Source organism: Streptomyces sp. NPDC050743 (genome assembly GCF_044456925.1).
Taxonomy (GTDB): Bacteria; Actinomycetota; Actinomycetes; order Streptomycetales; family Streptomycetaceae; genus Streptomyces.
This window is the reverse complement of sequence record NZ_JBITGJ010000010.1, coordinates 46,840-65,999: the sequence shown is the minus strand read 5'-3', so window position 1 is coordinate 65,999 and position 19,160 is coordinate 46,840. Positions and strand designations below refer to the sequence as shown.

General features: G+C 71.9%; 19 protein-coding genes. 8 read left to right on the top strand and 11 right to left on the bottom strand.

The features are described 5' to 3' along the window. Positions 1-128: 128 nt before the first annotated feature. Positions 129-1,352: a trypsin-like serine peptidase gene (locus ACIBJF_RS13585; RefSeq protein WP_399173871.1), complete on the top strand. Its 1,224-nt coding sequence runs from the start codon at positions 129-131 to the stop codon at positions 1,350-1,352. 174 nt (positions 1,353-1,526) lie between these two features. Here the strand turns inward: ACIBJF_RS13585 and hflX are convergent, their stop codons facing one another. From hflX to miaA, 6 genes are all read right to left on the bottom strand, one after another. Next, positions 1,527-3,017: a GTPase HflX gene (hflX, locus tag ACIBJF_RS13580; protein WP_399173869.1), complete on the bottom strand. Its 1,491-nt coding sequence runs from the start codon at positions 3,015-3,017 to the stop codon at positions 1,527-1,529. Positions 3,018-3,175: 158 nt separating this feature from the next. Then, positions 3,176-4,735, bottom strand: coding sequence for a M1 family metallopeptidase (locus ACIBJF_RS13575; RefSeq protein WP_399173868.1), 1,560 nt, complete (start codon positions 4,733-4,735; stop codon positions 3,176-3,178). Between the two features lie 141 nt (positions 4,736-4,876). Next, complete coding sequence (locus tag ACIBJF_RS13570; RefSeq protein WP_399173866.1) at positions 4,877-7,132, bottom strand: RelA/SpoT family protein; 2,256 nt, start codon at positions 7,130-7,132, stop codon at positions 4,877-4,879. A 282-nt stretch (positions 7,133-7,414) separates the two neighbouring features. Further along, entirely contained in the window at positions 7,415-8,290 is an 876-nt protein-coding gene (dapF, locus tag ACIBJF_RS13565; RefSeq protein WP_399173865.1) for a diaminopimelate epimerase, read from the bottom strand. 131 nt (positions 8,291-8,421) lie between these two features. Further along, positions 8,422-8,964 carry a hypothetical protein gene (locus ACIBJF_RS13560; protein ID WP_399173967.1) on the bottom strand — a complete coding sequence of 181 codons (543 nt, stop codon included), beginning with the start codon at positions 8,962-8,964 and terminating at the stop codon, positions 8,422-8,424. A 266-nt stretch (positions 8,965-9,230) separates the two neighbouring features. Then, the gene (gene miaA / locus ACIBJF_RS13555; RefSeq protein WP_399173864.1) at positions 9,231-10,166 is read right to left on the bottom strand and encodes a tRNA (adenosine(37)-N6)-dimethylallyltransferase MiaA; all 936 of its coding nucleotides are present in this window, start codon (positions 10,164-10,166) and stop codon (positions 9,231-9,233) included. Between the two features lie 182 nt (positions 10,167-10,348). Between miaA and ACIBJF_RS13550 the strand changes: the two genes are divergently transcribed. Next, positions 10,349-10,633: a hypothetical protein gene (locus tag ACIBJF_RS13550; RefSeq protein WP_399173863.1), complete on the top strand. Its 285-nt coding sequence runs from the start codon at positions 10,349-10,351 to the stop codon at positions 10,631-10,633. Between the two features lie 24 nt (positions 10,634-10,657). Further along, complete coding sequence (locus ACIBJF_RS13545) at positions 10,658-10,951, top strand: antitoxin (protein WP_399173862.1); 294 nt, start codon at positions 10,658-10,660, stop codon at positions 10,949-10,951. A 172-nt stretch (positions 10,952-11,123) separates the two neighbouring features. Here the strand turns inward: ACIBJF_RS13545 and ACIBJF_RS13540 are convergent, their stop codons facing one another. Further along, positions 11,124-11,837 carry a class III extradiol dioxygenase subunit B-like domain-containing protein gene (locus tag ACIBJF_RS13540; RefSeq protein ID WP_399173861.1) on the bottom strand — a complete coding sequence of 238 codons (714 nt, stop codon included), beginning with the start codon at positions 11,835-11,837 and terminating at the stop codon, positions 11,124-11,126. A gap of 139 nt (positions 11,838-11,976) precedes the next feature. Continuing rightward, entirely contained in the window at positions 11,977-13,506 is a 1,530-nt protein-coding gene (gene miaB, locus ACIBJF_RS13535) for a tRNA (N6-isopentenyl adenosine(37)-C2)-methylthiotransferase MiaB (RefSeq protein ID WP_399173860.1), read from the bottom strand. A 113-nt stretch (positions 13,507-13,619) separates the two neighbouring features. Here miaB and ACIBJF_RS13530 point away from each other — a divergent pair, with 113 nt between their 5' ends. Beyond that, positions 13,620-14,045, top strand: coding sequence for an SRPBCC family protein (locus ACIBJF_RS13530; RefSeq protein ID WP_399173859.1), 426 nt, complete (start codon positions 13,620-13,622; stop codon positions 14,043-14,045). Positions 14,046-14,091: 46 nt separating this feature from the next. Here ACIBJF_RS13530 and ACIBJF_RS13525 read toward each other — a convergent pair whose 3' ends face one another. Then, positions 14,092-14,370 carry a hypothetical protein gene (locus tag ACIBJF_RS13525; protein ID WP_399173858.1) on the bottom strand — a complete coding sequence of 93 codons (279 nt, stop codon included), beginning with the start codon at positions 14,368-14,370 and terminating at the stop codon, positions 14,092-14,094. Positions 14,371-14,404: 34 nt separating this feature from the next. Here ACIBJF_RS13525 and ACIBJF_RS13520 point away from each other — a divergent pair, with 34 nt between their 5' ends. Continuing rightward, positions 14,405-15,076 (top strand): protein-L-isoaspartate O-methyltransferase, encoded by a 672-nt coding sequence (locus tag ACIBJF_RS13520; protein WP_399173857.1) that lies wholly within the window; start codon positions 14,405-14,407, stop codon positions 15,074-15,076. Positions 15,077-15,094: 18 nt separating this feature from the next. Here ACIBJF_RS13520 and ACIBJF_RS13515 read toward each other — a convergent pair whose 3' ends face one another. After that, positions 15,095-15,844, bottom strand: coding sequence for a PP2C family protein-serine/threonine phosphatase (locus tag ACIBJF_RS13515; RefSeq protein WP_399173856.1), 750 nt, complete (start codon positions 15,842-15,844; stop codon positions 15,095-15,097). A 241-nt stretch (positions 15,845-16,085) separates the two neighbouring features. Here ACIBJF_RS13515 and ACIBJF_RS13510 point away from each other — a divergent pair, with 241 nt between their 5' ends. The 3 genes from ACIBJF_RS13510 (at position 16,086) to ACIBJF_RS13500 (ending at position 18,624) form a co-directional block, all read left to right on the top strand. Next, positions 16,086-16,445 (top strand): DUF6204 family protein, encoded by a 360-nt coding sequence (locus ACIBJF_RS13510; RefSeq protein ID WP_399173855.1) that lies wholly within the window; start codon positions 16,086-16,088, stop codon positions 16,443-16,445. Positions 16,446-16,515: 70 nt separating this feature from the next. Continuing rightward, a complete protein-coding gene (locus ACIBJF_RS13505; RefSeq protein ID WP_399173854.1) occupies positions 16,516-16,959 on the top strand; it encodes a MarR family winged helix-turn-helix transcriptional regulator in 444 nt (147 codons plus the stop codon). A 222-nt stretch (positions 16,960-17,181) separates the two neighbouring features. Beyond that, positions 17,182-18,624 (top strand): hypothetical protein, encoded by a 1,443-nt coding sequence (locus ACIBJF_RS13500; RefSeq protein ID WP_399173853.1) that lies wholly within the window; start codon positions 17,182-17,184, stop codon positions 18,622-18,624. Here the strand turns inward: ACIBJF_RS13500 and ACIBJF_RS13495 are convergent. Beyond that, positions 18,621-19,049 (bottom strand): MazG nucleotide pyrophosphohydrolase domain-containing protein, encoded by a 429-nt coding sequence (locus tag ACIBJF_RS13495; RefSeq protein WP_399173852.1) that lies wholly within the window; start codon positions 19,047-19,049, stop codon positions 18,621-18,623. The two genes, ACIBJF_RS13500 and ACIBJF_RS13495, sit on opposite strands and share 4 nt — an antisense overlap. Positions 19,050-19,160 lie beyond the last annotated feature (111 nt).

Sequence of the window (19,160 nt, the reverse complement as noted above, 5' to 3'; positions counted from 1 at the left end):
CCACAGCGAGCGCATAGTGTGTGATGCCGTTCCTAGACGGTCGGGAGACCGGCATGAACTCCCCATGAGTTCCCGGCCGGTGGCCCGGCCGAAGCGCCGAGTACCTTCACAGCAGGGGGAATCACAGCATGCGATCCATACGGCCGTCGTTCACTGTTCGGCGAGGGAGGGGCTCCCGCCGCACCTCCCCCGCCCTGGCGGCGGTCGCCCTCGCCTCGGCGCTGGCACTGACCGCCACCGCCTGCAACGGCGGCGACAAGGCCGACGACAAGCCGACCGCCTCGGCGGCCGCGGTCGGCGCCGGCGACGGAAAGATCAGGATCCCGGACGACCTCAAGCAGAGGCTCAAGGAGCACGGGATCGACATCGACAAGTGGAAGAACGGCGCCTGGAAGAACTGGGACAAGGAAGACTGGCTGCGCGAGGCCAACGACTTCATCAACCCGATCATCAAGGGCCTGTGGGACCCCGACCGGATGCGCCACGCCAACGACCCGAACAAGGGTGTCGACGACAACGACATCTCCGGTGACCAGGGCGTGACGGACCCGACCCCGCAGCCGGTGAAGGCCCAGGCGGTCACGCCGCCGTACCACACCAACGCGGCCACCTCGGGCAAGGTGTTCTTCGACTCCCCCGAGGGTCACATGGTGTGCTCGGGCACGGTGGTGGAGGACCCGGCGCACCCGGGCAAGTCCAACCTCGTCTGGACGGCGGGTCACTGTGTGCACGCCGGCAAGAACGGCGGCTGGTACCGCAACATGGCCTTCGTGCCGTCGTACAACAACTCCGGCAAGTCGGTCGCTCAGCTGCAGAACGCCAGCCGGTCCGAGATCGCCCCGTACGGTGTCTGGTGGGCCGATGCGGCGCGGACCTCGCAGCAGTGGATCGACCAGGGCGGTGAGACCGGCGGCAACGGCGCCCCTTACGACTTCGCGGTGATCCATGTGACGCCGGAGCAGGGCAACGGCGGCAGGTCGCTGGAGGAGACCGTCGGCGGGGCGCTGCCGGTGAACTTCGACGCTCCGGCGGTGCCGAAGGTCGACGGCATCACGGCGTCCGGCTACCCGGAGGCGGCTCCGTTCGACGGTCAGCTGCTCTACCAGTGCGAGGACAAGCCGGGCCGGCTGTCCATCGAGCAGTCGGCTCCGACGATGTATCGGATCGGTTGCACGATGACCGCGGGTTCCTCCGGCGGTGGCTGGGTGGAGACGGGTTCCGACGGCAAGCCTGCGCTCGTGTCCAACACGTCGATCGGCCCGGTGACCTCGGGCTGGCTGGCCGGTCCGCGGCTGGGGTCCGTGGCCAAGGGTGTGTACGAGTCGGTGAGCAAGAAGTTCGCCGGGCAGTAAGGGCGCAAGCGTCGCGCTTCGCCGTAGGGGGCGCGTCGGCGACTGACCGTAGTCGGTGGTTGCCCGCGCCCACGCGGCGAAGCCATATCAATGCGGCCCCCGCCCCTCGCAGGGCGCTGAAAGGCCCGCCCCTCGAAGAGAGGGAGCGGGCCTTTTGTGCGGTGCGGCCTTGGATCAGGCCGCGGAGACCGGTGCGTAGGGCGCCAGGTCCGCTGCCAGTTCCTCGTGCACCCGGACCTTGAGCAGGGTGCCCTCCGCGGTGTGCTCCTCGGAGATCACCTCGCCCTCGGTGTGGGCGCGGGCGACGAGCTTGCCGTGCGTGTACGGCACGAGAACCTCGATCTCGACCGACGGGCGCGGCAGATCGTTGTCGATCAGGGCGAGCAGTTGCTGGATGCCCCGGCCGGTGCGGGCCGAGACGGCGATGGAGCGCTTCTCGACCCTGAGCAGCCGCTGAAGGACCAGCGGGTCGGCCGCGTCCGCCTTGTTGATCACGACGATCTCGGGCACGTCGGTGGCGCCGACGTCCCGGATCACCTCACGCACGGCGGCGAGCTGCTCCTCCGGGTTCGGGTGCGAGCCGTCCACCACGTGCAGGATCAGGTCGGCGTCACCGACCTCCTCCATGGTGGAGCGGAACGCCTCGACCAGGTGGTGCGGCAGGTGGCGTACGAAGCCGACGGTGTCCGCCAGCGTGTAGAGCCGGCCGCTCGGGGTCTCCGCCCGGCGGACGGTCGGGTCCAGGGTCGCGAACAGGGCGTTCTCGACCAGGACGCCGGCGCCCGTGAGGCGGTTGAGCAGGGAGGACTTGCCGGCGTTGGTGTAGCCCGCGATGGCGACGGACGGCACCTTGTGGCGCCGGCGCTCCTGGCGCTTGATCTCGCGGCCGGTCTTCATGTCCGCGATCTCCCGGCGCATCTTCGCCATCTTCTCGCGGATCCGTCGCCGGTCCGTCTCGATCTTGGTCTCACCGGGGCCGCGCGTGGCGAGGCCGCCCCTGCCGCCACCCATCTGCCGGGACAGCGACTGACCCCAGCCGCGCAGCCTGGGCAGCATGTACTGCATCTGGGCGAGCGCGACCTGCGCCTTGCCCTCTCGGGACTTGGCGTGCTGGGCGAAGATGTCCAGGATCAGGGCCGTACGGTCGATGACCTTGACCTTGACGACGTCCTCCAGCTGGATCAGCTGGCCGGGGCTCAGCTCACCGTCGCAGATGACCGTGTCGGCGCCGCTGTCGAGGACGATGTCACGCAGCTCCTGGGCCTTGCCGGAGCCGATGTAGGTGGCCGCGTCGGGCTTGTCGCGGCGCTGGATCACGCCGTCGAGCACGAGCGCGCCCGCCGTCTCCGCGAGGGCGGCCAGCTCCGCGAGGGAGTTCTCGGCGTCCTGCGCGGTGCCGGTGGTCCACACCCCGACGAGCACGACGCGCTCCAGGCGGAGCTGCCGGTACTCGACCTCGGTGACGTCCTCCAGCTCGGTGGACAGGCCCGCCACACGGCGCAGGGCCGCGCGCTCGGAGCGGTCGAACTGGTCGCCGTCCCGCTCGCCGTCGATCTCGTAGCTCCAGGCGTCGTCCTCTTCCATCAGGGCATCGGCCCGAAAACCCTCGGGATAGGCGTGCGCGAGGCGCTTGGCGTCCTGGGAAGGGGAAGAAGAGGAGGTCATTGGATCCTTACGTCGATGGGATGCCGTTACGGCGTCGGGTGGGGCGGTCCTTCTGGACCGCACGTGTGTAGTCAACGTATGAGTACCCCGGGAGATTCCCGGTCCGTCTCGCGCCGACCCGAAGATGGTCGCACGAGGCGGCCCGTCTCGTCACCGTGTTATCGCGCGCTCCGCGGCGCCTTGCGCCCGGCGGTCTTGGCCGGTGCCTGCTGCTTCCAGTCCGGGTGGCCGGGCATCGGCGGGGTCTTCTCGCCGTACAGCCAGGCCTTGAAGAACCCGCTCAGGTCGCGGCCGGAGACGGTCGAGGCCAGCTGGACGAAGTCGGCGGTGGTGGCGGTGGAGTCCCGGTGTTCGCGGACCCAAGTCCGTTCCAGCCGCTCGAAGGCCGGTCGGCCGATCTCCTGGCGCAGGGCGTAGAGGACCAGGGCGGCGCCGTCGTACACGTTGGGCCGGAAGATGCCGATCTTCTGGCCGCGGGCGGGCGGCTTGGGCCGGGCGGGCGGGCCGCCGGCCTCGCGCCAGCGGTCGGAGGCGCTGTAGGCGGCCTTCATCCGGTCCTTCATGGGCCGGTGCGCGGTCTCCTCGGCGTACAGCTCCTCGTACCAGGTGGCGTGGCCCTCGTTCAGCCAGACATCCGACCAGGTGCGGGGGCTGACGCTGTCGCCGAACCACTGGTGGGACAGCTCGTGCACCATGATCGACTCGACGTACCACTTGGGGTAGGCGGGCTCGGTGAACAGGTTCTTCTCGAAGAGGGAGAGGGTCTGTGTCTCCAGTTCGAACCCGGTGGAGGCCTGTGCCATGAGCACGCCGTACGTCTCGAAGGGGTACTTCCCGACCTTGCTCTCCATCCAGGCGATCTGGCCGGGCGTCTTGGCGAGCCAGGGTTCGAGGGCCTTGGCGTCGGTGCCGGGCACGACGTCGCGCATGGGCAACCCGTGCGGTCCCTCGCGGTGCAGCACGGCGGAACGGCCGATGGACACCTGGGCGAGTTCGGTGGCCATGGGGTGCTGGGTGCGGTAGGTCCAGGTGGTGGTGCGGCCGACCCGGTCCGCTCCGGCGGGCAGACCGTTGGCCACGGCCGTGTAGCCGTTCGGGGCGGTGATGTGGAAGGTGAACATCGCCTTGTCCGACGGGTGGTCGTTGCACGGGAAGACCAGGTGGGCGGCGTCGGCCTGGTTGGCCAAGACGAGGCCGTCGGAGGTGCGCACCCAGCCGCCCTCCTGGTCCTTGGCGGAGACGGGATCGCTGGTGTGCCGCACGGTGATGCGAGTCCAGTTGCCCTCGGCGATGCCGTGAGCCGGGGTGACGACCAGGTCCTCGCCGGCGCTGGTGAAGGTCGCGGGACGCCCGTCGACCTCGACGGACCGCACGGTGCCGTGGGTGAAGTCGAGGTTGATCCGGTCCAGGTCGGCGGTGGTCCAGGCGTCGATGGTGGTGACGGCCTGGAGCGGCTTGTCGTTGGTGCCGGGGTAGGTGAAGGACAGGTCGTACGACGCCACGTCGTAGCCCGGGTTGCCGAGGTCCGGGTAGAGCCGGTCGCCGATGCCGAAGGGCTCGGCCGGGGCCGCGGCGGCGAGGAGGCAGACGGAGACGGCGGAGGCGAGCAGGGCCGCCGTCCGGTGCCGGGAGACCCTGGGCTGGGTCCGGGACTGGTTCCTGGGCTGGGTCCGGGACGCGGAGCGGGCGCGAAGGCCGACACGGGGGTTGAGCAGCATGCACCACCGCTACCAGGGCGTTCCCGCGCTCCGACGGCGGCTCGCACCCGGCCCACCCGATCGGGTTCGGTTCCGGGGGCCTTCTGATCCACGCGCGGCGGCCCCTCGATCCGGCTCCGGCGCCGGTCCCGTGGGGCGCCCTCAGGAGCCCGGAGCCTGATGCTGGGCGCGGGCCACGTCGTACACGCCGGGGACGTCCCGCATGGCGCGCATCAGGGCCGGGAGGCGGGCCGCGTCGGGGAGCAGGAGGGTGTACGTGTGCCGTACCCGCTGCTGGCTGGGCGGTTCCACGGTCGCCGAGACGATGTCGACGCCCGTCGAGGAGATGGCCTCGGTGAGGTCGGCGAGCAGATGGGGGCGACCGAACGATTCGGCGACCAGGGTGACCCGGCACTCGGTGGTGTCCCCCCAGCGCACGCCGATCTCCGCGCGCCCCTTGCCCTTCATGTGCGCCACCGCGGCGCACTCCCCGCGGTGCACGGTCACCACTCCCCCGCGTACCGCGAAGCCGGTGATCTCGTCGGGCGGTACGGGGGTACAGCACCGGGCGAGCCGTACGGAGGCCCCCGGCCGGTCCACGAGGACGTCGGCGCGCCGCGACCGGGTCGTGGGGGTGCCCTCGGCGGCGGCCGCGTCCGCCGGGCGGGACGCGGCGGTGCCCTGGGCGACGTCGGCGCGCCGCGCGGGGGCGGCGTCCTCGGCGGTCTCGGCGCGGGTGCCGGTCATGTCCTGCGCACCGGTGCCGCCGCCGGGGTGCGTCGCCAGCCAGCGCTGGATGGCGATGCGGGCGGCCGGGGTGTGGGCGTGCTCCAGCCATTCGCGGGAGGGCTCGGAGGCCGGGTCCTGTCCCATCAGGAGCTGGACGGTGTCGCCGTCCTTCAGGACGGTGCTGAGGGTGGCCAGGCGGCCGTTGACGCGGGCGCCGATGCAGGCGTGCGCGTCCTCGCCGTACTGGGCGTACGCGGCGTCCACGCAGGTGGCGCCCTCGGGCAGGCCGAGCGTGCCGCCGTCGGGGCGGAAGACGGTGATCTCGCGGTCCTGGGCCAGGTCCTCGCGCAGCGTGGACCAGAAGGTGTCGGGGTCGGGGGCGGCCTGCTGCCAGTCGAGGAGCCGGGAGAGCCAGCCGGGCCGGGTGGGGTCGGCGCGCTCACCGTCGGCGGGGGCGTCGCAGGCGGAGGAGTCGGAGGCCGGGGCGTCGGAAGCGGGGGCGTACGGGTTGCCGAGGGCGACGACGCCGGCCTCGGCGACCTTGTGCATCTGGTGGGTGCGGATGAGGACTTCGACGACCTGGCCGTCGGGACGGGCGACGGCGGTGTGCAGCGACTGGTACAGGTTGAACTTCGGTACGGCGATGAAGTCCTTGAACTCCGAGACGACCGGCGTCATACAGGTGTGCAGTTCCCCGAGGACGCCGTAGCAGTCGGCGTCCTCGCTCACCAGCACGAGCAGGCGGCCGAAGTCGGTGCCGCGCAGCTGTCCGCGTTTGCGGGCCACGCGGTGGACGGAGACGAAGTGGCGCGGGCGGATGAGGACTTCGGCCTGGATGCCCGCCTCGCGCAGCACTCCGCGCATCTCGTCGGCGACCTCGGCGAGCGGGTCGTCGGGGCGGGCGGCGTTCTCGGCGATGAGTTCGCGTGTGTGCTCGTATTCCTCGGGGTGCAGGATGGCGAAGACTAGGTCCTCCATCTCGGTCTTCAGTGCCTGCACGCCGAGGCGTTCGGCGAGCGGGATGAGGACGTCGCGGGTGACCTTGGCGATCCGCGCCTGTTTCTCCGGGCGCATCACGCCGAGGGTGCGCATGTTGTGCAGGCGGTCGGCGAGTTTGATCGACATCACGCGCACGTCGCTGCCGGTGGCGACGAGCATCTTGCGGAAGGTCTCCGGTTCGGCGGCGGCTCCGTAGTCGACCTTCTCCAGTTTCGTGACGCCGTCGACGAGATAACGAACCTCCTCGCCGAACTGTTCCCGTACCTGGTCGAGCGTCACATCGGTGTCCTCGACCGTGTCGTGGAGCAGGGAGGCGGTCAAGGTCGTGGTCTCGGCGCCGAGTTCGGCGAGGATCAGGGTCACGGCGAGGGGATGGGTGATGTACGGTTCACCGCTCTTGCGCATCTGGCCGCGGTGCGAGGACTCCGCGAGGACGTAGGCGCGGCGCAGCGGGTCGAGGTCCGCGTCGGGGTGATGGGCGCGGTGCGCCTCCACGACATGGCTGATGGCGTCGGGGAGTTTGCCGCGGACGGCGGGGCCGAGCAGCGCGGCCCGGCCGAGCCTGCGCAGGTCGATCCGGGGCCGGGACTTCCTGCGATCCGCCCTGGGCACCGCGGGGGCGGTGGCCGCCGCGGACGCCTTGGGCGCTACCGGGCCAGGGGTCGCAGGGTTCGTGGCCTCCGCACTCATGGGCACCTCCGGCTCGTGGACCGGCGGACGGGGCCCCAGGGCGTACGCGGCTCAGGGATGGCGACGTTCCCCCGTCCGTGCCGGTGCTTGATGCTATCGAGCCCACCACGTGCGACCGACCGCCTCTCGCCGAGCGTGAAACGGATCACCCATTCGAGCGATGAAAAGGAGGTTTGGGGTTTGCGCCAACTGCCACGGGATCTTCTCGGACTTCGAACGCCCCGGGCACCGGAAACCGCTGATCCGGGAGCCGCGGGGCGTCCTCGTCGTGGTGACGCCGGCTCAGCGGACGGCGTTTTCCAGCCATTCGCCGTCGATCTCGCCCTCGGCGACGATCACGGCGGGTCCGGTCATCTCGATCTCGCCGTCCGGCCGCTCGGTGATGACCAGACGGCCGCCGGGCAGGTCGACGGTGTATGTGGCCGGGGTTCCCGTGACGGCCGGGTCGGCGCCGTCGCGCCGGGCGGCGGCCACGGCGACGGCGCATGCGCCCGTGCCGCACGAGCGGGTCTCGCCGGAGCCGCGCTCGTGCACGCGCATGGCGACATGGCGAGGGCCCCGGTCGACGACGAACTCGACGTTGACCCCGTCGGGGTAGGCGGCGGCCGGGCTGAACGGCGGCGGGTCGTACAGGTGGCCGGCCTGCGCGAGGTCGTCGACGAAGGCGACCGCGTGCGGGTTCCCCATGTTCACGTTGCGCGCGGGCCAGCTGTGCTCGCCGACGCTCACCGTGACCTCGCCCTCCGGCAGGCGGGCGCGGCCCATGCCGACGGTGATGTCACCGTCCTTGGCGATGTGGACGGTCTTCACTCCCGCGCGCGTGGCGATCGCGAGGTCGCCTTCGCCCACATGTCCGGCGTGCTGGAGGTAGCGCGCGAACACACGGACTCCGTTGCCGCACATCTCGGCGACCGAGCCGTCGCCGTTGCGGTAGTCCATGAACCACTCGGCCTCGGCCGCCATAGCCCCTGCCTCCGGGTGCGCGGCGGAGCGCACCACGTGCAGCACCCCGTCACCGCCGATGCCGGCCCGGCGGTCGCACAGGGCGGCGACGGCGGCCGGGCTCAGGTCGAGGGCGTTCTCCGGGTCCGGGACGATCACGAAGTCGTTCTCGGTGCCGTGACCCTTGAGGAAGGGGATCCGCGTGCGCGTGCTCATTCCTCGATCGTAAGGGACGGGAGCGCTCCGCCGGGTTCGGCCGATGGGAGGTGGGGTGGTGCCGAGGCGTGGGACGGCGCGGGTTGTCCGTGGTTGGTCACGCGGTTCCCCGCGCCCCTTTCAGGGGCGCTTCAGCGGAGCCTTGCCACCCGCCAGACGGCGAGGATCACGACCACGGCCACCAGGAGTACGTATCCGAGTACGACCCGCCAGTCCGGGCGGCGGCCGGAGCCCCTTGCCGGCAGGCCGGGCCAGGTGTAGCCCACGCGGCGGGCGGCCATCATGCCCCAGCCGGCGGCGCAGGAGCAGATCAGCAGGCCGAGCATGGCGATGACGGCGCCGCTGTCGCCGAAGTCGAAGGCGAGCGGGAAGGCGAACATCAGGGAGCCGACGGCGGACAGTCCCACGATGGGAGCCAGCTGCCAGAGGCGGAGCCGGCGCTGCGGGCGCAGTTCGACCTCGACCTCCGGACCGCCCGCGTACATCTCCTCGGGCTCCGGCCCGTCGTCGGTCACGCCGTCCGGCGTCTCGTCGAGGCCGTCGTCGGTGAGCGGGTCCGCCGTGAGCCGATCTTCGGCAAGCCGGTCGTCGAGCCGGTCGTCGGTGAAGCGGTCCCCCGGCAGCCGACCGTCAGCCTCCGCCGGCCGGTCCTCGATGTGACGGCCTTCGGGCAGCCGGTGGCCGGCCAGGCGGTCGCCGTTCAGACGCTCTTCGGTCAGACGGTCCTCGTCCAGGCAGTCGTCGGTCAGACGCCCGCCGCCCGGCTCCGGTTCGTCACCCGCTGTGGTGACATGTTCGGCACTTTGTGCGGTGTCGCGAGGGCCGGCCTCCATCGCCACGCGCCCTCCCAACTAGGCTCCACTTGGTCGATCGAAGCTCGATGATGGCACGGCACCGAAGGCCGCGATGACCCGCGGCGCATCCCGATGCCATGACGTGATCAGGCTGTAACCGGTCGTTCGACCAACGCCAGGGCCTGGTGCGGAAGTTCCCCGCGGTCGGCCACGGCCCCACTCAACCAGTGCACCCGGGGGTCGCGCCTGAACCACGAATCCTGACGGCGCGCGAAGCGCTTGGTCGCCCGTACGGTCTCGGCCCGCGCTTCCGCTTCCGTGCACTCCCCGGCGATTGCCGCGAGCACCTGCTGGTAACCCAGCGCACGCGACGCCGTGCGCCCCCCGCGCAACCCCTCCGCCTCCAGTGCGCGCACCTCGTCCACGAGGCCCGCCTCCCACATCCGGTCGACCCGGCGCGCGATGCGCTCGTCCAGCTCCGGACGAGCCACGTCGACTCCGATCTGGACGGTGTCGTACACGGAGTCGTGGCCCGGCAGGTTGGCGGTGAAGGGCCGGCCGGTGATCTCGATCACTTCCAGCGCCCGGACGATACGGCGGCCGTTGCTCGGCAGGATCGCGCGGGCGGCCTCCGGGTCGGCGGCGGCCAGCCGGGCGTGCAGCGCGCCCGAGCCGCGCAGCGCCAGCTCCTCCTCCAGGCGGGCGCGGACCTCGGGGTCGGTGCCGGGGAACTCCAGGTTGTCGACGGCGCCGCGGACGTACAGGCCGGAACCGCCGACCAGGATCGGCCAGCGGCCCTCGGCGAGCAGTGCGTCGATCCGGGCGCGGGCCAGCTTCTGGTACTCGGCGACGGAGGCGGTGACCGTCACGTCCCAGATGTCCAGCAGGTGGTGCGGGATGCCGCCGCGCTCCTCGGGCGTCAGCTTGGCGGTGCCGATGTCCATCCCCCGGTACAGCTGCATGGAGTCCGCGTTGACGACCTCCCCGCCGAGCTGCTGGGCCAGGAAGACGCCGAGATCGGACTTTCCGGCCGCGGTGGGTCCGACGACGGCGATGACGCGAGGGGAGGATGGACTGCTCACCGCACCAGTCTCGCAAACCTCCTGGCGGCGCCTCGAACGAGTTACGTGACGGGTGGGGTCCCGGGTCGTTGCCCGTGGCGAGGTGCCGCCTCCGGTCCGCCGGAGGCGGTGACCCGGGCGGCGCAACCGTACGCACCGGGTAACGCGGGAATTCGCCCGCACGAGTACCGTATGGAGTGGATATGGGCGTTTTTGCACGACTCCTCGGCAGGTCGAAGACGACTCCGGAGGTGTCGGCGGCCGCCGAGGCGCAGGCCGGCGCGGAGCCGGGCGCCGAGGCGGAGGAACCCGGTTCGGCGGAGGCGAAGGCGGCCGGGTCGGCGGAGGCGACGGGGACGGCCGGGGACGGGAACGAGGACGCGGCGGCGCGGTCGGAGGACACCGCGGACGACGCGTCCGACGGCTCCGGCATCCCCAAGCAGCAGTCCGCCGAGGAGGCCGCCGACAGCGAGGGCGCCCACAGGTAACTGCCCCGCGAGGGAAGGTGGACCATGGGTCTGATGGACAACATGAAGGCCAAGCTCGGCCCGGCCAGGGACAAGGTGTCAGATCTCGCGCGACAGCACGGGGGCAAGGTCCAGCACGGGATCGACAAGGCCGCGAAGGCCGTGGACGAGCGGACCAAGCACAAGTACAGCGACAAGATCCACGCGGGCACCGGCAAGGCCAAGCACGCGGTCGACCGACTCGCGCACAAGGAAGGTCACGGCCCGGAGAGGGCCGGTGGCCATCCGACGCCCCCCACCCGGCCCACCCCGCCGGAGGGCCCGCCTCCGGCTTCCTGAATCCCCTGGACGGCATGGGTCCGAGCGGAGGCGGCGAGCCCCCCCGAAGGGCACGCGGCCGCACGGCAGGCGGGTCGGCGGAGGGCCGTGGAGCAGGGCAGCTCCCGGCCGTCCGCCGTTTCCGCGAGCGCCGGAGTCCCCGGCCCGCAAGGACCCGGGGGCCGGCACCCCACTAGGACCAGGTGGCCACCACATACCCCACGCCGTACGGCGCGTCCTCGTACAGCAGTGCGCCGCCGAGGTTCGCGCCCTCGGCGGCGCCGGCCAGGACCTGCCAGGGGGCCCGGCCGGAGACCTTCAGTTCGTACGCCAGCTCGGCGTCCAGCGCCTGGACGGCCGCCACGTCCGCCGCGCCCAGCGCCCGCGCGACCTCCGCGTCGAAGGGTGCCGCCCGCTCGTCCAGGTAACCCGGCGCCTTGACCGTGCGGCAGGCGCTGGCGTCCCCCATCACCAGCAGCGCCACCCGCCCGGCCCGGGCGCCGATCTCCCTTCCGGCTTCGATACACCGCTCGGACGCGAGCGGTTCCCCGACACCGAGTCCTTCGATCGGGGCGTCCGCCCAGCCGGTCCGCTCCAGCAGCCAGGCGCCGACGGCCAGCGACGGCGGCAGCTCGCGCCCGGAGACGGTGTCCTCGGCGGGGCCGAGGCGTACCTCCACGTCGACCCCGAAGCCGCGGAAGGACCCCGAAGTGCCCTGCGGAAACGATCCGCGTCCGCTCTGCTCGGCGGGACCGACGACCACCAGGAGGTCCGGGCGGGCGGCGGCGAGCACACCGAGCGCGTCGGTACAGGCCGAGCGCGCGGCGTCCATCTCGGGAGCGGCGCCCGCGGCCACCTCGGGCACGAGCAGCGGAGGGCAGGGACAGACTGCGGCGGCGACAAGCATGATCGGCAGGGTACGCCGTACGACCGCCGCCGGCGGAGTCAGTCCTCGATGAGCACGCCGGGAGGGACGAGCCCGTGCCGCGGGTCGCTCACCGGGACGCAACTCGGCATGCCGGCACGAGATGCTCCTCGCCCGGCCCTCAGTCGCAGCCGCAGCCGCTTCCCGTGGCGACCGGCAGCGGCTCCGGCATCCCGATCTTCGGCAGGCCCAGCATGACGCCGGCCGGCTTGGCGGCCTCGGCGGCGTTGCGCTTCTCCCAGGCGTCCCCCGCGCGCGTGCGGCGCACGGAGAGGACGGGGCCCTCGGCGAGGAGGTGGTGCGGGGCGGCGTAGGTCACCTCGACGGTGACCACGTCACCGGGGCGTACCTCCTGCTCCGGCTTGGTGAAGTGGACGAGCCGGTTGTCGGGGGCACGGCCGGAGAGCCGGTGCGTGGCGCCGTCCTTGCGGCCCTCGCCCTCGGCGACCATCAGCTCCAGGGTGCGGCCGACCTGCTTCTTGTTCTCCTCCCAGGAGATCTCCTCCTGGAGGGCGACGAGCCGCTCGTAGCGCGCCTGGACGACCTCCTTCGGGACCTGGTTCTCCATGGTGGCGGCCGGGGTGCCAGGGCGCTTGGAGTACTGGAAGGTGAAGGCCTGCGCGAACCGCGCCTCGCGCACCACGTGCAGGGTCTGCTCGAAGTCCTCCTCGGTCTCGCCGGGGAAGCCCACGATGATGTCGGTGGTGATCGCAGCGTGCGGGATGGCGGCCCGCACCTTCTCGATGATCCCGAGGTAGCGCTCCTGCCGGTAGGAGCGGCGCATCGCCTTCAGGACGGTGTCCGAGCCGGACTGCAGCGGCATGTGCAGCTGCGGCATCACGTTCGGGGTCTCGGCCATGGCGGCGATGACGTCGTCGGTGAAGTCACGGGGGTGCGGGGAGGTGAAGCGGACCCGCTCCAGGCCCTCGATCTTGCCGCAGGCGCGCAGCAGCTTGCTGAAGGCCTCGCGGTCGCCGATGTCGGAGCCGTAGGCGTTGACGTTCTGGCCGAGCAGCGTGATCTCGGAGACACCCTCGGCGACCAGCGCCTCCACCTCGGCGAGGATGTCGCCGGGCCGGCGGTCCTTCTCCTTGCCGCGCAGGGCCGGGACGATACAGAAGGTGCAGGTGTTGTTGCAGCCGACGGAGATCGACACCCAGGCCGCGTAGGCGCTCTCGCGCCGGGTCGGCAGGGTGGACGGGAAGGCCTCCAGCGACTCGGCGATCTCGACCTGCGCCTCCTCCTGCACGCGGGCGCGCTCCAGCAGGACCGGCAGCTTGCCGATGTTGTGCGTACCGAAGACGACGTCCACCCAGGGCGCCTTCTTCACGATGGTGTCGCGGTCCTTCTGCGCGAGGCAGCCGCCGACCGCGATCTGCATGCCGGGCCGCGAGGCCTTCTTCGGCGCGAGCCGGCCGAGGTTGCCGTACAGCCGGTTGTCGGCGTTCTCCCGCACGGCGCAGGTGTTGAACACGACCACGTCCGCGTCCCCGTCGGAGCCCTCGGGGGCCCGCACATACCCGGCGTCTTCGAGCAGGCCGGCCAACCGCTCGGAATCGTGGACGTTCATCTGGCACCCGTAGGTGCGCACTTCGTAGGTCTTGGGTGCTTGAACGTCCACTGCGGGGCTCCGGTCGCTGCTGCTGGTCATGCGTCAAGGGTAGGCGCTGCCGGAAGGGCCCTGTCCCCGCTCCTGTCCGGCCTTGCCGGGCGCACACTGTAAGCGGAAGGCCATGCGTCATGAGCTGCACGTGGAGGTGAGCCATGAGCACCCTTGAGCTGCACGTCGACGTCGACGTTCCGGTCGACAGGGCCTGGGAGACCCTTCACCGGGTGGAGAACTATCCCCGCTTCGTGGACGGCCTGCGGGACGCGCGTACGGAGGCGGGGGGCCGAGCGCGTCTGGAGGTCGAGGCAGGTGGCGGGGCCCGGGAGGTCGAGGCCGAGGTGACCGACCGCGGTGAGCGCGTGATGGAGTGGCTCACCACGAGCGCTCCCGAGCTGACGGGTTCCTTCTCGGTCCAGCCGATCGACCAGAACCACACCCGGATCCAGGCACGGCTGGAGTACGACCCCGGCACGCTCCGCGACACCTTCGGCGGGCCGAAGGGGTTCGCCCAGACCAACGCGATCGAACGGCTCGTCCGCAGCGATCTGGAGCACTTCAAGGAGTACGTGGAGCGCGGGTGAGCGGCCGGAACACGGTGGGCGCGGCGGCGGGCGGCCGGTGCGCCGGTCAGGTCTCCATCACGGCATCGCAGTCCGGGCAGACCACCGAGGCGTGCTCCTCGGGGTACCAGGGCGCACCCGGGTGTTCGGAGGGCTTCCAGCCGGTCGTCTCCATGGCGAAGGTGTCCTTGCCGCAGAGGGTCCGCGGTCCCGCGGCCGTGTGCGACCCGGGTGCCGCCGGTGCCGCGTGCACCTTGCGGACGTGCCGTTCCGCGCCACTCGTCGGTCCTGTGGTGGAGCGCTTTGCCACAGGCCTGTCGAGTTCGTAGACGACGATCTCGGTCATGTCTCCACCGTAGGCGTCGCCACCTGGTGGTGCGGTGAACCAGGCCGTGAACTCCGTACCCGGAGAACCGGACGATCTCGTGCGGGCCCTCGTGGCCGCCGGGGTCGGGGACGAGCGACTGCTCGAGGCCGTGCGGACGACGCCCCGGGCGGGATTCGTCCCGGCCGATCAGCGGGCTGCCGCCTACCGGGACGTACCCGTCGCCATCGGTCAGGGGCAGGTCACCACGCAGCCCTCGCTCTCCGCCATGATGATCGAGGGTCTTGGTCTGGACGGGTCGGAGCACGTCCTGGAGGTCGGTACGGGTCTGGGCTTCCAGACCGCGCTGCTCGCCCGGCTGGCCGCGGACGTGGTCAGCATCGAGATGCGGCCGGACATAGCCCGCCGGGCGCGCGTGAATCTCGCGCGTCATGGCGTGCGGAACGTGGAGCTGCGGGTCGGCGACGGCAGCGGCGGTGTGCCGGACCGGGCTCCGTACGACGCCGTCCTCGTGTCGGCGGCGTTCCCGGAGGTGCCCGCGCCGCTGGTCGCACAGGTGCGCCCGGGCGGCCGCCTGGTGCAGCCGATCGGGCCGGGCGGCGATGAGCTGGTGGTCTGCTTCGAGCGCTCCGCGTCGGGGCTGGCGCGGCTGCGGGTTGTGGCCTCGGCGTGCTTCGTGCGGTTGCAGGGTCGATACGGCTTTTCGTCGGGGGAGTTCCCGTCGTGAGTGTTCCCCGGCCGTGGGCTATTCGTCGGAGACGCGTACGACAGCCAGCGTGATGTTGTCGGGGCCGCCCGCGGCGATGGCGGCCTTCCACAGCTCGAAGGCAGCGCGGCCGTCGTCGTGCTCCCGCATCACCTCGTCGAGCACATCCGCCGGCAGGGGATCGGTCAGACCGTCGGTGCAGATGAGCCAGCGGTCGCCGGGAGACAGGGCCTTGGCCGTCACATGGGGTCGGACGGCGCGGTACGAGGGGCTGCCGCCCAGGCACTGGGTGACGATGGACGTGGTGTGCTGCCCGGGTTCGAGCGGGGGGTTGTCGTCGACGCTCACCTGGCGCAGCCCGTCGCGGGACGCCGCGTAGACGCGGCTGTCGCCGACGTTGAAGGCCAGCAGCGAGTCGGGCTGCACGACGATGCCGGCGACCGTCGTCCCCATGGCGGTGAGCTCGGTCTCCTCCTCGCCGCCGGCGGCCGCGTACACGGCGCGATTGCACGCGTTCAACGCGTCGCGGACGGCGTCCTCGCTGCTCAGGCCGGGGCCGACGGACGCGATCCGGCGGGCGACCAGGGCGCTGGCCACGTCGCCGCCGGGATGGCCGCCGAGCCCGTCGGCGACGGCGACGACGAGGGGCGTGCCGAGCGGGAAGACCAGGGTCTGCGGACTCTCCGTCACCGTGGCGCACAGGGTCCAGGGCCCGATCACGAGGCTGTCCTCGTTCCGTTCGCGGAGCAGCCCGGGATGGCTCAGCGCGCTCACCGCCACGTACCGCATGGAACGCCACCGCCTTCCCGGACGGGCCACGGCAGTCGGTCGGCTCGCTGCCTGCGGCTCCAGGGTAGGCGCTCGCCGGAAGAGCCGAGCCGCGCCGCGGCGCTTCCCCGCCCTGGGCAGCCGAACCTCGGCCGTCCGGTTCGGGTCGATGGACGGCTCAGGTGAGTGGCGGTGCCAGGGAGGTCCCGGCGCCTGCAGAAACCCGGTGGAGTCCGGCGCCCGCTGTGCCTAGGGTCGCGGGATGAGCACTCGCACTTTCCGGATCACCGTCCGCGGCGTCTTCGACGGCCTCACCGACACGCAGCGGGCCGCGCTGCTGGCCGACGCCGCCGAACACGACGTACTGCGCGCCGCGTTCACCCCCGAAGGCAACCTCACCTACGACATCGCCGCCCGGCCGGCTTTCGTCTTCCGTTTCTCCGACACCGGGGAGGAAGAGGAGGACGTCCTGGAGGCGACCGAGCGAGCCGAGGAGGCGGCGAAGGCCTGGCTGACCGAGCGCGGCTACGGCTTCAAGAACCTCCGCTCCACCGCCGACGACCTCTCCCAGGCGCCGATGGGCAAGCGGCAGCGACGCGCGGCGCGTTCCAACGGCGCATAAACTTGAGTACTCAAGGAGTTGGCAATGAGTGAGGTACGGCGAGGACACCGGGAGCTGGCAGTGAGCGGCCATGAGTGACGCCCTGGACGCGGCACTGCGACTGGTACGTGCCCAGGCGGCGCTCGTGCGGCGCTTCGACTCCCGGCTGAGCGGGCTGCACGGCGTGAGCCTCGCCGACTTCACCTTGCTGCTCCGGCTGAGCCAGGCGCCCGGCGGCCGCATGCGGCGGGTCGACCTCGCCGAGGCACTGGGCCTGACGGCCTCCGGGGTCACGCGCGGGCTGGTGCCACTTGAGCGGATCGGGCTGGTGACCCGTGAGGCGGATACCCGGGACGCGCGCGTGGCCTACGCGTCGCTGACCGGGACGGGCCGGCGGCGGCTGAAGGAGATGCTGGCGACGGCCGAGGAGACCGCCATCGAGGTCTTCGCCGCCCCGGCGTTGAACGCCGAGGACATCGCACAGCTGTCGTCCCTGCTGACCCGCCTCGGCAGCACCGGCCTGGCCGGCCTCTGAGCCCCACCTCCACGTCCTCCTTTGCGGCCCTGCGGTGACGTGAACTCACCATGTTCCAGGCCATCTTGAGATGTGGCCGAATCGTGAGGGGCCCCGGCTCGATGACATGGCATGCTCATGGCTCATCACGAGTTACCGACCGGTTCTACCGACAGGTAGCCAACCTGTTCGGTATCTCTCTGCCATCCCCCACTCCACACAGGACCGACCATGCGCAGACGCATGCGGCACAGACGTGCCCTGCTGCCCGCCTTCACCGTGACCACCCTCTTCCTCGTCGCGGCCTGTTCCTCGACCGCCTCGCACGCCGAACCGTCGGCCACCGCGGGGCACGACCGACGAGTCGAGGCCGCCGACCGGCCCGCCGACGGCACGGACCACTCCCTCGCCGTCGCCGCAGCGCCCGCCACCACGACGACCGCCGCGTCCGCCACGGCGGGGCCGGCCGGCTCCGGGCAGCGGGCCCACAGGACGGCGCTGGCCATCGGCTCGTACGACAGCCGCACCCGGCGGGCCATCCTCACCAACAGGCCGGACAAGCCCGGCAGGCCGGTTCCGCGCGGAAGCTCCTCCCCCTCTGCGCCGGCGGCCTCCCCCACTCCCTCGGGCGCCCCGCACAAGGCCGCCGTCGGCGATGTGATCGCCAGTGCGCCCGCGCCCGGGGCACCGGACGGGCTGCTCGCCAAGGTCACCAAGGTGATCGGCGAGAGGGACGGCGGCACCGAGGTGCAGACGGAACCGGCCACCCTCAACGCACTGCTCGGCGACGAGACGGCCAAGGGCGCCGTACCGGTCGACCCGTCCTCCTTCGCCGTGGACAAGCTGCTGCCCGGTGTGAAGGTGTCCTGGGCGACGACCGGCCACGCGCACGCCGGCCCCAAGGGCGCCACGGTGCCGCTCGGCAGCCTCCGGCTCGACGTGAGCGCCGGCATACCGACGGCCCAGGACGCCCCGGCCTCCGCCACCGCCTCGGTGCACGGCTTCGTCCAGGTCGCCCCGCAGGTCGACTTCGCCTACGGCGGCGCCGGCAGCGACGCCCCGCCCGGATCCGCCTACCTCGGCGTCTCCGGCGACTGGACCTCCGGCTGGACGGTCGAGGGCAGGGCCGCCGCGGCCACCGGCACCCCGCTGCGGATCCCGTTCGCCAAGCTGCACGCGGACCCCGTCCTCCAGGTCGGCCCGGTCCCCGTCGTCGTCAACCTCGACCTGACCGCGTACGTCCAGATCAGCGGCGACGGGCGGGTCACCGTCGACGTCGAGCAGAACCTCAAGGGCGGCTTCAAGGCGGGCGGCACCTTCGGCCCGGCCAGGGGCTGGACGCCGGTCAGCTCCTCGGACATGACGAGCACGCCCGTGCGCACCTCCGTCACCACCGCCGGGAACGTGAAGACGGCACTCGGCGCCGAGGCCTCGGTGGGCCTCTACGGCACCGTCGGCGTCACCGCCGACCTGGCCCCGTACCTGCGGGGCGAGGCCTCCGGCACGGTCACCGCCTCCACCGGCGGCGGGGCGGGAGCCGCGGGCGCGTGGGGCGTGTACGGCGGGGTCGATCTGTCCGGGACCCTGCGGCTCCAGTTGTCCGTCTTCGGCACACCGGTCATCCAGCGCAGCATTCCGCTGGGCGCCCTGAACCGCGAGTGGAGGCTGGCGGGCGGCACCTTCTAGGCGCTCGCCTGCGAGGAACTGTCCTCAGCCGCCGGTATCCAGCCCTGGCCGCGCAGGACGGACGACACGTCCGGCGCCCGGTAGTGCTCGCCCTTGAGGACCTTGCCGTCGGCCCGGCGGGCGACCTGTCCGTCCGGGCCGAGCTTGCTCATGTTGGCGCGGTGGATCTCGGCGATCACCTGGTCGAGGTCGATGCCGTGGACCAGCGCCGTGCCGTACGCCACGTAGACCACGTCCGCCAGTTCGTGCGCGAGCTTGTCCAGCGGGCCGTCGACCGCGACCTCGGCGACCTCCGCGGCTTCCTCGGCGAGCAGTTCCCCACGGTGAGCGGCCAGTTCGGGGTCCACCTCCGTCGGCGTGGTGCGGGCGTCGAGGCCGAAGGCGCGGTGGAACTCTCGGACGAGGTCGGCGGGCGAAGTGCTCATGCGACGACTCTAACGGCCACCACTGACACAGCCCGCGGCCCTCTTGCCCGTCCCGGAGCACCCCCCTTCCTGTCCCGGTTTGGGCTCCTTGCCCGTTCCGGAGTGCCCCTG